This window comes from Streptomyces sp. Inha503, assembly GCF_047215865.1.
Taxonomy (GTDB): domain Bacteria; phylum Actinomycetota; class Actinomycetes; order Streptomycetales; family Streptomycetaceae; genus Streptomyces; species Streptomyces lycopersici.
This window is the reverse complement of the sequence record NZ_CP178360.1, coordinates 2,760,347-2,774,964: the sequence shown is the minus strand read 5'-3', so window position 1 is coordinate 2,774,964 and position 14,618 is coordinate 2,760,347. Positions and strand designations below refer to the sequence as shown.

Annotated in this window: 10 protein-coding genes and 4 pseudogenes; 9 read left to right on the top strand and 5 right to left on the bottom strand. The window is 67.5% G+C overall.

Annotated elements, in window-relative coordinates; translation table 11 throughout:
- Window positions 1–89 precede the first annotated feature (89 nt).
- A pseudogene (locus ACJX2R_RS11225) lies at window positions 90–227 on the top strand (IS5/IS1182 family transposase); the annotation flags it as partial.
- 103 nt (window positions 228–330) lie between these two features.
- Here the strand turns inward: ACJX2R_RS11225 and ACJX2R_RS11220 are convergent.
- Together ACJX2R_RS11220 and ACJX2R_RS11215 are read right to left on the bottom strand one after the other, a co-directional pair.
- On the bottom strand, window positions 331–795 hold the full coding sequence (locus tag ACJX2R_RS11220) for an IclR family transcriptional regulator C-terminal domain-containing protein (protein WP_413105822.1): 465 nt from the start codon (window positions 793–795) through the stop codon (window positions 331–333).
- Window positions 796–903: 108 nt separating this feature from the next.
- A pseudogene (locus ACJX2R_RS11215) lies at window positions 904–1,098 on the bottom strand (helix-turn-helix domain-containing protein); the annotation flags it as partial.
- 47 nt (window positions 1,099–1,145) lie between these two features.
- Between ACJX2R_RS11215 and ACJX2R_RS11210 the strand changes: the two are divergent.
- From ACJX2R_RS11210 to ACJX2R_RS11190, 5 genes are all read left to right on the top strand, one after another.
- Complete coding sequence (locus ACJX2R_RS11210; RefSeq protein WP_413099962.1) at window positions 1,146–2,777, top strand: FAD-dependent monooxygenase; 1,632 nt, start codon at window positions 1,146–1,148, stop codon at window positions 2,775–2,777.
- Window positions 2,759–3,694 (top strand): VOC family protein, encoded by a 936-nt coding sequence (locus ACJX2R_RS11205; protein WP_413099961.1) that lies wholly within the window; start codon window positions 2,759–2,761, stop codon window positions 3,692–3,694. Before ACJX2R_RS11210 ends, ACJX2R_RS11205 begins: the two co-directional genes overlap by 19 nt.
- 58 nt (window positions 3,695–3,752) lie before the next feature.
- Complete coding sequence (locus tag ACJX2R_RS11200) at window positions 3,753–4,679, top strand: alpha/beta hydrolase (RefSeq protein WP_413099960.1); 927 nt, start codon at window positions 3,753–3,755, stop codon at window positions 4,677–4,679.
- Between the two features lie 108 nt (window positions 4,680–4,787).
- Window positions 4,788–5,672 carry a fumarylacetoacetate hydrolase family protein gene (locus tag ACJX2R_RS11195; RefSeq protein ID WP_413099959.1) on the top strand — a complete coding sequence of 295 codons (885 nt, stop codon included), beginning with the start codon at window positions 4,788–4,790 and terminating at the stop codon, window positions 5,670–5,672.
- A 258-nt stretch (window positions 5,673–5,930) separates the two neighbouring features.
- Window positions 5,931–6,887: a fumarylacetoacetate hydrolase family protein gene (locus ACJX2R_RS11190; protein ID WP_413099958.1), complete on the top strand. Its 957-nt coding sequence runs from the start codon at window positions 5,931–5,933 to the stop codon at window positions 6,885–6,887.
- A 693-nt stretch (window positions 6,888–7,580) separates the two neighbouring features.
- On the opposite strand, the pseudogene ACJX2R_RS11185 reads toward ACJX2R_RS11190, so the two are convergent.
- A pseudogene (locus ACJX2R_RS11185) lies at window positions 7,581–7,748 on the bottom strand (transposase); the annotation flags it as partial.
- 97 nt (window positions 7,749–7,845) lie between these two features.
- Window positions 7,846–8,679 carry an enoyl-CoA hydratase/isomerase family protein gene (locus ACJX2R_RS11180; RefSeq protein WP_413099957.1) on the bottom strand — a complete coding sequence of 278 codons (834 nt, stop codon included), beginning with the start codon at window positions 8,677–8,679 and terminating at the stop codon, window positions 7,846–7,848.
- A 106-nt stretch (window positions 8,680–8,785) separates the two neighbouring features.
- Here ACJX2R_RS11180 and ACJX2R_RS11175 point away from each other — a divergent pair, with 106 nt between their 5' ends.
- The 3 genes and pseudogenes from ACJX2R_RS11175 (at window position 8,786) to ACJX2R_RS11165 (ending at window position 12,428) form a co-directional block, all read left to right on the top strand.
- Window positions 8,786–9,178, top strand: coding sequence for a winged helix-turn-helix transcriptional regulator (locus ACJX2R_RS11175; RefSeq protein ID WP_413099956.1), 393 nt, complete (start codon window positions 8,786–8,788; stop codon window positions 9,176–9,178).
- 43 nt (window positions 9,179–9,221) lie between these two features.
- Window positions 9,222–9,452 (top strand): annotated as a pseudogene (locus ACJX2R_RS11170) (transposase); the annotation flags it as partial.
- A gap of 1,395 nt (window positions 9,453–10,847) precedes the next feature.
- Window positions 10,848–12,428: a GMC family oxidoreductase gene (locus ACJX2R_RS11165; RefSeq protein ID WP_413099955.1), complete on the top strand. Its 1,581-nt coding sequence runs from the start codon at window positions 10,848–10,850 to the stop codon at window positions 12,426–12,428.
- A 491-nt stretch (window positions 12,429–12,919) separates the two neighbouring features.
- On the opposite strand, the gene ACJX2R_RS11160 is transcribed toward ACJX2R_RS11165, so the two are convergent.
- Window positions 12,920–14,524, bottom strand: coding sequence for a PucR family transcriptional regulator (locus tag ACJX2R_RS11160; protein WP_413099954.1), 1,605 nt, complete (start codon window positions 14,522–14,524; stop codon window positions 12,920–12,922).
- Between the last annotated feature and the right edge of the window lie 94 nt (window positions 14,525–14,618).

The window sequence follows — 14,618 nt, the reverse complement described above, 5'->3', positions numbered from 1 at the left end:
CAGGACCGGCGGTGTAGGCGCTTCGGATGTAGTCGCGGCCGCCCGACGGTGTGCGGAGGTGATCCGGCCGAGCCCCCTGGAGGACGCGGCCGGCCGAATCCGCCATCGCCCATCTCCACGGCCCGCGTCGCTTACGTGTGCGCCGGGAGTCCCGGGACGACATACACGACGCATTCCTCCAACTCGCTCAGTGCATGATCCTCGCCCGCAGACTCCCAGCTTCCTGAAAGCACTCCTGAGCCGAAGGCCATCCGTAAGGTTCGGGCATGGAGGATGCGTGGTTCCGGAGCCGGCCTGTTGACGGCGATCACCACTCGGCGCTGTCGCAGCTCAGAGCCCCACCGTCCGAGAGACCGCCAGGCTCGCCGTTCGCAGCGCGATTCGAGCGGCGGCCCGGGTTCCGCCCTCATCAGGCGCGACCAGTGACAGCGCGCCCAATAGGTCACCACGACGGTTCAAGATCGGGGCGGCGACCGTCGACATCGTAGCGTGCCCGGTGCGTAGCGGATTGGGCCCCGTCATGGCACAGACGCCCTCCGTACGGACGGTGGCCATGAGTCGACGGAGGTGGCCCGCGTCGGGCGCACCGGCCAGTGCCTCGTCCCGCACCTGATCGGGAGCATGGGCCAGCAGGGCGATACCGATGCCGGTCTCGGTGAGAGGAAGGCGGCCGCCGACCCGGTACTTGACCGCCGCCGCGTCCCGGGCCGACAGGCGCTCGACGAGTACGGCCTCATGGCCGTCGCGTACCGCGAGGAGGATGTGCTGGCGGGTGACCTGGTGCAAGTCCTCCATGAACGGGAGCGCAGCGGCTCGTAGTCCGTGACCGCGGGGAGCCAGCGACGCGATTTCAAGCAGCTGTAGGCCAACGACGAATTCGCCGTCATCGAGGCGTTCGAGGGCACCCACACCCATCAGCTGGGCCGCGATTCTCGACGTGGTGCTCTTGGGAAGACCTGCTCGAGCCGCGAGCCTGTGGAGCGGCAGGCTTTCCCCGGCTTCTGTGAAGGCACCCAGGACCCGGAACGCCCGCTCCAGGATCGGCTCACCGTGCAACGGCCGTCCTGAGTGACGATGAGGCACTCGCGTTCCACTCATTGAAATCGCCCGTGCCTCTCGCTGGTCACAGCTCGAATAGTAGCGCTATGACTCATCCGCACGACGCGCAGCCGTCGGTGTTGATCGCTGGCGCAGGCCCGGCTGGGCTGGCCGCCGCGAGCGAGCTTGCCCATCACGGCATCCGATCCATCGTGGTCGAGCCGCGCCGCGAGATCTCCTACATCAGGCCCCGCGCGAAGACCACGAGTGCGAGGACGATGGAGCTGTTCCGCCGCTGGGGCGTCGCGGATGCGGTACGCCGCGCGGCACCGCTTTCACGTGAGTGGTGCCGACGTGTCGTGTTCTGCGACGATCTCGCCTGCGAGGCGATCACCGAGTTCCAGGACGTCTTCGGCCTCAGCGCCGCGGAGCACGGATTGGCTGCCGAGTCGGGGCAGCAGGTGATGCAGCCGGTCGTCGAGGACGTCCTGCGTGAGCACCTGGCGCGCACCGGCCTCGCCGAGATCCGTCTCGGCGAGCGCCTGCGCGGCTTCACCGAGCAGCCGGACGGCGTGAGCTGCGAGATCATCCGCGCCGACGGATCGGCCTACCGGCTGGTCTCGGAGTACCTGCTCGGCTGCGACGGCAGCCGAAGCACGGTGCGGGACGGCATCGGTGCCACGCTGCACGGCAGCTCCGCCCCATACGCCAACCTCAACGCGGTCATCCGGGCGCCCGGTCTGCGTCCCGCGTCGGGTACGGCCCTCCACTACTGGGTGGTCGGGACGGACGTGCCCGGTGTCGTCGGCCCGCTGGACCACGATGGAACGTGGTGGGTCAGCCTCGGGGAGGTCGGTGAGCCGGTCGGAACCGAAAGCGCCTTGGAGCTGATCGCGCGGCTTGCGGGCCGATCCGTCGTGGAACTCGGGATCGAAGTGCTCTCGACCGATCCGTGGACACCACGGATGATGCTGGCCGACCAGTTCGCCACTGAGCGAGTCTTCTTGGTCGGTGAGAGCGCTCACGTCAATCCGCCCCTGGGCGGACACGGGTTCAACACCTGTGTCGGGGATGGTGTCAACATCGGGTGGAAGATCGCCGCGGTGCTTCAGGGGTGGGCCGGTGCCGGGTTGCTGGCTTCCTACGAGGTCGAGCGTCGGGGCGTGGCCGAACTCACCCTCGCCTCAGCCGTCCGCAATCTGCGGGCTTCCGGACCGGAACGGGCAACCACCACCGAAAGGATCCAGGAAACCAAGGCGGAGGAGTTCTATTCGCTGGGGCTGGTACTGGGCTACTCCTACGCGGGCTCGCCGGTGATCACCGGTGCCGACGAGGACGACCCTCCCCACCTCGGCGTGGAGAACTATGTCCCTACGACGGTGCCGGGGGCACGCCTTCCGCATGCGTGGGTCTCCCCCGGGCATGCCCTGTACGACGATCTCGGCCTCGGAATGACCCTGCTGCAACCGTCGGACTCCGATGCGGAGGCGGTCGCCGCCTTCGCCGATCGGGCCGCTGCTCTGGGCATCCCGTTGACCCTGCTTGAGTTCCCCAAGGGGGCGCACTGGACTCAGGACTACCTCCTCGTGCGGCCCGACCAGCACATCGCCTGGCGCGGCCGCGACCTCGAAGGCGTTGACCTGAGCCGCCTCTGTGGCACTTCGCGGTGCAGCGGGTCACCCACGGCTAGCAGCGAGAAAACGCAGGAAGGAGCACACCTGTGCCCATGCACCGACTGACCGCAATCACGCTCGGCGTACCCGACGTCGCGGCCACAGCCGCGTACTACACCGACTTCGGCCTGACACCGCTCCCCGGCAGCGGCAAGGACACGTCCCTCTTCAGCACCGTCGACGGCGGCGAACAGCTCACTCTCAGGCAAGCGCCGCACCGGCAACTGCTTGACCTCGGCATCGGTGTCGACGACCCGGACGACCTCGACCGTGTCGCCGGCAGCCTGCACAGGTTGGGGGTCGAGGTCGAACGGTCCGCGGCTTCAGTGGAGGCCGGCGATCCCGGCACCGGCGTGCGGGTTCACGTCGAGATCGCCCCGCGCATCGCCTCCGAGCCGAGCCCCTCTCCGGTGTACAACCGCCCGGGGGAGGCGACGCGGCTGGGTTCGCGGGCGGATGCCGTCCTGAGGGACAGGCCGGTGCGTCCCCGGAAGCTGGGCCACGTCGTGCTGGGCTCCACCGACCAGGAGACCTCGCAGCGCTTCTTCATCGAGGGCATCGGACTCAAGATCAGCGACACCGTGCCCGGGGTCGCCGCGTTCCTCCGATGCTCCACCGACCACCACAACGTGCTGGTCCAGAGCGCTCCGGTCAGCTTCCTGCACCACACTTCGTGGCAGGTCGACGACATCGATGAGGTGGGGCGCGGCGCCACGGCCATGCTCGAGGCCGACCCGGAACGGCACGTGTGGGGCCTGGGCAGGCACGCTATCGGCTCCAACTTCTTCTGGTACCTCAAGGACCCGGCCGGGAACTTCTCCGAGTACCACTCCGACATCGACTGCATCGTCGACGACGCCCTGTGGACGCCGGGTGTGTGGGAGGGCACCCGCTCCTTGTACCAGTGGGGACCGCCCCCGCCGCCATCGTTTCTCGCCCCCGACGACCTCGCCGCATTGATGACCGGAGGACACTCCTCGTGACCACACTCGTTGTCCAATGACTCGGGCATCGCAGACCAAAGAGAAGGAGCCAATAACGGTGGCTGATCCCGCACAGCGCGACGTCTTCGTCCCGCACGCCTATCCCGAGAAGCAGGCCGATCTCGGCGAGATCACCATGAACTACGCCGAGGCCGGCGAGCCGGGCATGCCCGCCGTGCTGCTGATCCCCGAGCAGACTGGCTCATGGTGGGGGTACGAGGAAGCGATGGGCCTGCTTGCCGAGAACTTCCATGTCTACGCCGTCGACCTGCGGGGCCAGGGGCGCAGCAGCTGGACCCCGAAGCGGTACAGCCTCGACAACTTCGGCAACGACCTGGTCCGGTTCATCGCCCTGGTGGTGAAGCGCCCCGTCATCGTCGCGGGCAACTCCTCCGGTGGCGTCCTCGCGGCCTGGCTATCGGCCTACTCCATGCCCGGGCAGGTGCGGGGGGTGCTGTGCGAGGACGCCCCGTTCTTCGCGTCCGAGCTCGTCACCACGTGCGGTCACTCGATCCGTCAGGCGGCGGGGCCCCTGTTCGAGCTCTACCGCACGTACCTCGGCGACCAGTGGAGCGTCGGCGACTGGACGGGCTACTGCCGCGCGGCCGACGCCTCGTCGTCGCCGATGGCGCGGTACTTCGTGGCGGACGAGATCCCGCAGCACATGCGGGAGTACGACCCGGAATGGGCACGGGCCTTCTGGGAGGGGACCGTCGCATTGCACTGTCCGCACGAGCAGTTGCTGACCCAAGTCAAAACGCCGGTGCTTCTCACACACCACATGCGTGACATCGACCCGGACACCGGCCACCTGGTCGGAGCGCTCTCCGACGAGCAGGCCGCCCGAGCCAGGCTGTTGATGCGGTCCGCCGGGGTGAAGGTCGACTATGCGTCGGTGCCGGACGCGTTGCACATGATGCACCAGTTCGACCCGCCTCGGTACGTCGAGATCTTCACACAGTGGGCTGCCACGCTGGCGGCGTGATCGGTACCGCCGTCGGCTCGTCTTGTCTACTGCCGGCCTGTGCAGCCGACCACGGCGCTCTCACGGGCGTGCCCCATCCACAATTGTCAGCCAGAAAGACACGTACGCATGCGCATCGCTACACGTCATGGCCGTTCGGTTTTGATCTCGCCTGACGCTACGTCCCTCGTCGACGTCGCGGAAGCAAGCCAGGGGCGCTTCGGCCCCGGGCCAAGGAGCGTCTACGACGCGTGGGACGAGTTCGTCGACTGGGCAGAGCACGCATCAATCGATTTCGCCATGAAGGGCATCCCGTTGATCCTCGCGGAACTCGGCGCGCCCTCGCCAGACCCACGGCAGGTCTTCGCCATCGGGCTCAACTACCGCGACCATGCTGATGAGTCGGGATTCGACTACCCGACGTCACCGCCGACGTTCACGAAGTTCGCCAGCAGCTTCACCGGACCGGTCGGCGCACTGTCGCTGCCGACGGCGACGGTCGACTGGGAAGCCGAACTGGTGGTCGTGGTGGGCCGCCGGGCCGAGCGGGTGACCGCCGCCGAAGCATGGTCCTATGTAGCCGGTCTGACCGTGGGGCAGGACTATTCGGAGCGTGCCCTGCAACTTGCCGGCCCCGCACCTCAGTTCTCGCTGGGCAAGTCGTTCCCCGGGTTCGCGCCACAAGGACCCTGGCTGGTCACGCCCGATGAGGTCGCCGACCCCGACGACCTCCCGATCGAGTGCCGTATCAACGGCGAGGCGATGCAGCGGAGCTCCACCAAGCAGCTGATCTTCTCGGTGCCCCAGCTGGTGGAGCATCTCTCGGCGGTCCTGCCCCTCATGCCGGGTGACATCGTCTTCACCGGCACCCCGGCCGGGATCGGCGGAGCGCGGAAGCCCGCCCGCTTCCTCCTGGAGGGCGACGTCGTCGAGACGAGTATCGGCGGCATCGGTGAACTCCGCCAGGTCTGCGTCGCCTTTGCCGGGACGGGAGAGCGACAGGTGACCGCATGATGCAGTCGGCCTCACCGCCTCATCGCTCCCCGCGCTGCTCGGCAGCTTCCTAAATCTGACCCTGGTGCGGGTCCAATCCAGCGTCGGGGTTGCACCGTCGTGCAGCCCCGACGCTGCCTTCGACGTTGAGCGGATCCGGATCCACCTCGGCCGCGGGTTCGGGCCACACAGAAAGTCGCAAGGACTGGTGGCCGCAAGGGGCCGGCGGTACGACGGGGGCCGGCCGAGCCGGTCCCCTGGCTGAAAGGAACGGGCACGATGCGATTCGTCACCTACGCCGACGGGCCTGCGGACGACCCCGCCGACCGGGTAGGCGTGCTCAGCGAAGAGCGGATTTACGCCCTCGCCTCGGGAGTGACCCTGCGTGGGCTCCTGGGAGATGACGGGGAACGCCTGCACCGGGCGGGAGAGCAAGCGCTGAGCGATCCGCGAGACGTCCTGCCCCTCAACGGCGTGCGGCTGCGGTCACCTATCCCCGATCCCCCCTCCGTCCGCGATTTCATGACTTTCGAACAGCACGTCGAGGGCGCGCGGAGACTTGCAGGCGCCGACGAGATTCCGCCGCGGTGGTACGACGCTCCCGCGTTCTACTTCACGAACCCCACCGCCGTGCTGGGGCCGCACGATGACGTCCCCGTCCCCCCGGGGAGTGATCTGTTCGACTTCGAACTGGAGGCGGCCGCTGTCATCGGGCTCGGCGGGCGGGACATCCGTGCGGCCGAGGCCGAACGGCACATCGTGGGATACTGCCTGCTCAATGACTGGTCTGCGCGGGACACGCAGTTCGAGGAGATGACTGTCGGGCTAGGGCCCGCCAAGGGGAAGGACACCTCCCTCACGCTCGGGCCGGTACTCGTCACGGCCGACGAGCTTGCTCCGTACCGCTCGGGCACGGCCTTCGACCTGAGGATGACCGCGGTGGTCAACGGCGAGGTGATCGGCACCGACCGGTGGGACGCGATGCACTTCTCCTACGCCGAGATGATCGAGTATGCGAGCCGTGGCACAGAGGTTCGCCCAGGTGACGTACTCGGCTCCGGCACCTGCGGCGGGGGCTGTCTCGCCGAGCTATGGGGACGCGAGGGCTGTGACGCCCATCCACCGTTGCGGCCCGGCGACACGGTCACGATCTCCGTCGACGCTCTCGGCACCATCACCTCGAAGATCGTTTCCTACCCCGGCCTGCACCCGTTGCCACCACCGAGGATGCGGTGAGGTCGGCTCCACGAGACCGAGACCAGCGAGGAGACGCGAATAGCATCCGCTGACCTGACTTCTTGAGCGCGGACCCCTGCTTCAGCCGGGGGTCGGCTGGCGTAGGGCACGGCCCCCGCCGGCGTGGGCAGTCCGGTGAGAAGCGTGGTGCGGGTGGTCTCGCCGACCGGCCTCCCCTGTCGCCGTGCCCCAAGCGCAAACGCGCCAGGCGGCAGAACGCAGATAGGCCACAGTAGGTGGCCAAGCCGAAGCCGCCGAAAAGAAGGAGCCCGACGGCCACCCGCAACGGCGGCGGGAGCGCCATGCGGCCGTCCTCCATGCCCGGAGCCTCCTGCCGCGCCTCGTCCGGGGGTTCCAGGTGAGGGGTGGGAACGGGGGTCGTTTCAGCAGGGTGTTTCCTGCTGTGGCGAGCAAGACGGTCGAGGATGTGCTGTTTTCCCGGGATCGATGTGCGAGTGGAGCGCGTCAGCGACTTCTCCGGCGGCCTGGTGGTGGAGGCGGTGTCCACCGGTCGTCCGGGCCGGTGCCCGGACTGCCGGAAGCAGGCGAGGCGTGTACATCAGCTCCTACCAACAGCGTGTCCGAAAGGCCGTTGGGCTCCCGTAGGGTCGTGGCCCGGCTCCAGGTGCGCCGGTACTTCTGCGACCGCGGGAGCTGTTCCCGCAGGACGTTCGTCAAGCTGGCCGGCGGGCCGTCCACATACAAGTTCGCATTCATGATCTCGCGCAGGTCGTGTTCGGGTGGCCGCCCGAAGTCCAGGGCCCTGCCGCGACGCTCGAAGCGCCAGGCGGACAGCACCGGCTCGATCAACTCCCAGCGGGCATCGGACAGATCGCTCGGATAGGGGCGTCGCGTAGGCATGCTCCTGACCTTTCCGAACCCGAATCGGAAGCTCAATGGCTTGATGGACGAACAGGAGGTTGTGGGGCCGTTCAGCGATGAGTCATGTGCCCGGCAGTCAGCGCGCAACGCTGCGCATCAGTCCCTCAAGGTCGCGTTCGCCGACCGGTGTTTGTGCCCCGTCTTGTAGGCCCCCGCTGATCAGGTGCTGAGCGGCCGGCAGACTGAACGTAGAAGCCCAGGCATCGTTCTCACGGAGGAGTCCTTCCTTGAAGTCATCGACGGGCAGCGAGTGCTTGGCTGCTTCGATGACACTGCCGGGCAGCGCGGCGATATTGTTGGCGATACGGTCGACGTACTCGTCGAGCTCGTCGGCCGGCAGGGCCCGGTTGATCCATCCGTAGGATGCTGCGGTCTCGGCATCGAACAAGTCGGCGGTGAGGATCACCTCCAGTGCGCGGTTGCGACCCACGCGGTCCCGGAGGTACTGCGTTCCGCCTCCGCCGGGGATAATGCCCATGAGCGCTTCGATCTGACCGAGTCCAGCGGTCTCGATGGCGGCGAATGCCATGTCCGCTGCGGCCACGAATTCCGCCCCGCCTCCGCGGGCCTTCCCGGCGAGCTTCACGATGGTCACTTGGGGCTGGTGGCGGATCAACTCACCGATCGCCTGGAACACGTTGACGTCCGCCGGCGTGGATGCGGCGAGTTCCTGGAGAACGTCCATCTCTTCCCCGATGTGCATGTCCACGTGAGCGATGAAGAACTCCGGGTCGGCGCTCGAGAAGACGATCACGCGGACGGAAGGGTCGTCCTTGAGGCCCGTCAACACCGTCCGCAGCTCACGCATCATCGTCGTTCCGAGCACGTTCACCGGGGGATTGTCGAGGACGATCCGGGCGACGCCGTGTTCGCTGCTCACGCGCAGGGTCGAGTAGGCATCGTTCGTCATGAGGTGCTCCGTTGGTTACCGTTGGGTATGTAGGTTAGCGATGCATACCTACCGTCGGAGCCGGCGCCCATATGGTCAAGAACGCACTTTGGGAGCACCTAGGATCATGAAGGACACCGATCTGCACGGGGTTGACGCCGAAACAGGGACGGTTTTCCGGGCGGACTGCCCCAGCCGGCCGATCCTCGACCAGATAGCGGACAAGTGGTCGATGATGGTGATGGCGCTGCTGGAGCGGCCCACCCGGTTCAATGAACTGAAGCGAGGCCTGGAGGGCATCACACAACGTGTCCTCACCCAGACACTGCGCCGTCTCGAGCGCAACGGCATGATTCAGCGCACGGTGCTGCCGACCTCACCGGTCGGCGTCGAGTACTCGCTCACACCCCTGGGCGAGTCCCTGCGCGAGCCGTTCGGCCAGCTCTACGACTGGACCGTCGAGCACAGCGGAGAGATCCAGAACTGCCAGCGGGCGTACGACACCAGGGCTGACGCTTAGAGCCCATCTCATTTGGAGTGTTCGGTGGGGCCTCGGTGTAGGGATCGTTGAGGGGCTGGTGCCGGATGAGTTGTGGGAGTTGTTCCAGCGGGTGGTGCCGGAGGCGCCGACTCGTCCGCAGGGCGGCGGCCGGCGCCGGCATGGTGACCGGGAGGTGCTGGCCGCGATCGTGTTCGTGGCCACGTCGGGCTGCACGTGGCAGCAACTGCCGTCCGCGTCGTTCGGGCCCTCGGGAGTGACGGCCCACCCGCGCCTCGCCGAGTGGTCGAAGGCTGAAGGGTGTCTTTATTGCCGTACGGTGGTTGACTTGGGGCTTTGCGATCGTCCGAGTATGGGCATGATCCCTGGTCGTGGGTCTGCGACTGCTCTACCTGATCTCTGCCGACTACTGGGCTGCCTCCTCTTGTTGGGCCGGTCGGCCGCCGCGGAGAACGTCGAGATCCTTGCCCTTCGGCATGAGGTCGCTGCACTGCGTCGGCAGGTCGAGCGGCCGCGGCTTTCATGGGCTGACCGTGCCGTGCTCTCCGCTCTCGCCCGGCACCTGCCACCTGCCTTACGTCGCCATCGCCTGCTCACTCCGGCACCCTGCTGACCTGGCACCGCCGTCTGGTGCGCTGGAAATGGCGACAGGCACCAGCCAGGCCCGGCCGGCCGCCGTTGCCGGAAGCGACAGTCGCGCTCATCCAGCGCCTGGCAAGAGAGAACCCGACCTGGGGATACGTCAGGATCCAAGGTGAGCTGCGACGGCTCGGTCATCGGGTTGCCGCCGTCACGATCCGGCGCGTCCTGCGCCGCTCCGGTCTGCCGCCCCGCACCGCAGCGAGCAAGCCAGCAGACCTGGCGCTCCTTCCTCCGAGCCCAGGCCCACACCCTGCTCGCTTGCGACTTCATGCACGTGGAGACCGTCTTCCTCAGACGTCTCTACGTGTTCTTCGTCATGGAGATCAAGACCGGGCGCGTCCCTGGGCAGCTACGGGGGAGAACTGCGCTTGCTCACAGCAAAGGAAGTACATGGGACCCCACGACCCACCCCACAGCAAAGGCGTACCCGAGCAGGCCGCCCAGAATCCCAGTACGAACGAACCAGTGACACCGGCAGGGAACGCGCGGCAGGTGCCGACCTCCGATATCACCGTAGTCCTGTACGGGGGTGACCCGCCGGCCCGTGCGGGTGCGGCCGACCACATCGGCCGGCAGCCGGACATGTCCGTGGTGCAAGCGGCAAGCCGCTCAGCCGACGAGGCCATCGGGTACGTGGCCGTGTCCCTGTCGGCGACCGGGCGACCTTCGACCGGTACGTGTCACAGGCGACCACGCACCGGGGCGTCCACCTCGCCCGTCACTGGTTCGTACTGCATGCCCGTGTCGACACCCGGGGATGAGGTGAGGGAGCCCTCCCTGACGCCAGTCCGAGCGGGCCGGGGCCACACCGGATGTGGCCCCGCCCCCGGGCAAGGGGCGAGCCCTCACAGTGTGTACTCACGCGGGTGAATATTGCCCACCTCGTGCATGTGCTGAGTATGTCTGACCTATCTAGCCTCTTCAGGAACCAGTGCAGGGCAAGGCCGCTCCGGCCTCACGCCCAGTTCCCCACCCGAACACTCGTTTCTTCCCGGCACGCGGATGGCGATGACGCAGGTCGTCGAGACTGGATTTCCATGGAGGCGGAATGAACGCGGAATCGTATGACTACATCGTCGTCGGGGCCGGCTCGGCCGGCTGCACGGTTGCGGCCCGCCTGTCCGAGGATCCGAACGTCACGGTCGCGCTGATTGAAGCAGGGCCGCCCGCCCGAGGCCGCCTCTTCGAGATCCCCGCGCTTTTCTCGCAGCAGCTCAAGACCGCTTTCGACTGGGACTTCGAGACGGAACCCGAGCCCCGGCTCGGAGGGCGCCGAGCCTACCTGCCCCGCGGCCGGGTGATCGGCGGAACCAGTTCGATGAACACGATGCTCTACGTTCGCGGTCACCGCCATGACTACGACACATGGGAGCGACTCGGCAACCCGGGCTGGGGCTATGACGATGTCCTTCCGTACTTCAAGAAGTCCGAGGACAACGAGCGCGGAGCCGACGACTTCCACGGTGTCGGTGGCCCCCTCGCGGTCAGCGACCCCATTTCGGTTCATCCTCTTCTGACGGCATGGGTCGAGGCGGCTCAGGATGCGGGGCACAAACACAACCCGGACTTCAACGGACCCGAGCAGGAGGGCGTTGGCTACCACCAGGTCACGCAGCGAAACGGCCTGCGCTGTAGTAGCGCCGCAGCGTTCCTGGAGCCGGCCGCAGGTCGCGCAAACCTCACCGTTCTGCCCTCGACGACCGCTCTGCGCATCTGTTTCGATGGCAGCCAGGCGGTCGGCCTGGAAGTCGACCACCTGGGAACCGTCCGGACAATCCGCGTCAACCGTGAAATCGTGCTGTCCCTAGGGGCCTACAACTCGCCCCACCTGCTACTCCAGTCCGGCGTTGGGCCAGCCGACGAACTCTCCGCAGGGGGAATCACCCCCCTGCACAACCTGCCTGATGTCGGCAGGAACATGCAGGATCACACCGGGTGCTTCATCAGCTTCTTCAGCCGAACCGAGCCGATCCTGGGACCGGACACCTCGCGGGAAGAACAACTCTTGCGCCGGCACGGTACCGGCCCGATGGCCTGGAACGAGGTCGGCGGCTTCTTCAGCTCCAGCGACGATGTCCCCGCCCCTGACATCCAAGTTCATGCTGCACTGGGCATCGTCCGTGACGAAGGTCTTGCCGCGCCACTCGAGCCTGGAATGTCATTCGGTCCTTACGTTGCACGGCCTGCGAGCCGCGGCTCGGTGCGGCTGCGGCATTCCCACCCGTACGCCAAGCCGCGCATCTTTCACAATTACCTCGACGACGCTGACGACCGCCGGCGGCTGCGAGAGGGCGTCCGTCTGTGCATGCGCATCGCCCGTGAACCGCGGCTGACAGCCATGCTGGAATCGGACCTGCGGGCGGCCGCCAACGCCGGACTCGCCCCGGTGTCGGACAGCGACCAGGATATCGACGACTTCATTCGCACTCAATCGTTCTCCTTCTACCACCCGTCCGGCACCTGCATGATGGGCAAGGTCGTCGACCATGAACTTCGTGTGTACGGGCTCGAGAACGTCCGCGTGGCAGACACATCGATCATGCCGACACTCGTCACCGGAAACACAAATGCTCCAGCCATCATGACGGGAGAAAGGGCCGCCTCATTCATTCGGGCGTCGACAGGCTGAAAGCATTTATGGAATCCCCTCATAAGCCTTGAGAGGGGGCTGACCCATGGGTAATCTGGTCCGCCAGAATTACCCGCTCACGGAGATTCCGATACGTCCCGGTGATCGTTGCAGTGGTGCCACGCAGGGCCGCCGCAGCGTTCGCGTGTGCAGGACGCACGGTGGACGGTCAGCGCGGCCGCCGCGCCACTGATGGGTGTGGAACCCGCCGGCCAACTTCGACAAACTGCTCGGCGCACACAACGCATGTGAGGGAGTTCTGTTTCAACGTCCAGCCCGGTCCGAAAGGACTACACGCCTCCGGAGCTTCGGCCTGATGCCCTCGTCTCAGTAAGTGCCGCCGCAGAGATCAGCACTGATGTCCTGATCATCGGCTCCGGCATGGGCGGTTCCGCTCGCGGCCCTCAACCCGGCCCTGACGATCGGGGCGAACGCTCTGCGTATCGCGCCGGCCCTGGCCAAGGCGACGAAGAGCTGACGCCGCAAGGCGGTCATGTCCGTCGCAGGGTCGGCCTGCGCAGCAGGTCGTGGCCGCGTACGGCCAGTTGCAGCCGCTGCTGGTTGTCGACCCGGGTGAGGTCGAGGCCGAGGATCTCGGAGAGCCGTTCGAGGCGGTGGTAGAGGGTGCGTCGCTGGACGAAGAGTGCGTCGGCCGCGCGCGCCTTGTTGCCACCGCAGTCGAGGAAGGTGCGCAGGGTGGGCAGCAGCGGGTTCTTCACCAGTGCGTCGTGTTCCAGCAGCGGGCCCAGCTCGTCCTCGACGTAACGTCTGAGCTCGGGGCCCTCGGAGAGCGCCACGAGCAGCCGCAGCGCCCCCAGGTCGTCGAAGTGGCGCACCTCCGCGGTGGTGGCCACCGCCGCGACAGAGGCGGCGCTTCGGCTCTGGCGCAACGCTAGCGGCAGCGCCGCGGGCTCCACGACCCTGCTGATGCCGCCGCGCAGACCATGCTCGGCCAGGACGGTGCGCACGTCGGCCGCGTCACTGGGTCCGGACAGGCCGACGACCGCCATGTCGAAGTCCCCGGTGTCGCCCACGATGGCAGGCCGGCCCGTCTCCCACAGCAGCCGGGCCAGGGCGTGCTGGGCCGGTTCGTCGTCCCCCGAGCAGGCGGTGACGACGATCAGGTCCCGGCCGCGCAGATCCTGCCCGAGCGCCAGGCCGAGGCTCACGAACTTCTCACCCGTGATGTCCCCGAGCAGCAGCCGGTTCAGCAGCGCCGTCTGGCGCTGGGAGGCCCGCGCGCCGCTCTCGCGTTCACTCACCAGCGTGATCGCCACGGCCGCGGCGGCCCGCTCCAGCGTGCGCAGCTCGGCCGGGCTCGGCTGCGCTCCGCCGTGCAGCAGGTGCAGCCAGCCCCATGACTCGCCCCGCAGGATCACCGGCTGGCGGGCGCAGGGCACGACTTCGCGGAACGACGCCGCCGGCGCGTTGGGGACCTCGCGGCCGTGCGTCACGAGGGAGTGGTGGCGTTCGTGGATGGCCCGGGAGTGCGCGCTCCACTCGTCGACGAGCCGGTCGGCCTCCGGGGTGGCGCCTCCGTACGCGAGCATCTGGTGGGCGACGTCCTCCAGCACCACGGGCCGCCCGGTTTTGCGGGCCAATTCCCTGACCACGCCCACGTAGTCCTCGTCGGCCAGCAGCAGGTCCATGAACGCCTGGCTGGTGGCCTCCTCGGCGATCAGCTGCTTGACGCGCATGCCGACCAGCACCTCGTGGACCTGGGCCGATGTCTCGACGAAGGGGATCTCGTCGGCCAGTCCCACCAAGGGCAGGCCGACCGCCTCGGCCTCCTCGACAGCGGCCCGCGGCATGATGTCGAACATGCGCCCGGCCAGCTCGACGACGAGGACGGCCGCGTGGGCGTCCGCGAGCCGCCGGACGAAGGCCCGCTGCTGAAGTGCCGTGTCGCCCATGCCGAGGCCGGCCGTCAGCAGCATCTCCTGGCCCGTGAGGAAGCGGTGGATGTCCGGGATCTCCCCGGTGTGCACCCAGCGCACGGGGCGGTCGAGATTCCGCTCTCCGGCGTAGACGCGCACCTCGGTGCGGGTGAACACCTCAAGTTGCAGTGCGGCGCGAACCGTCAGGACATCAGTCATGTGCGCATTACCTCAAAGTGTGCAGGATCTACGGCCAATATTGCACACCCTGTGCCTGTCGCCCCACTCCTGTGTTTACCCAGACTTCAGGTCG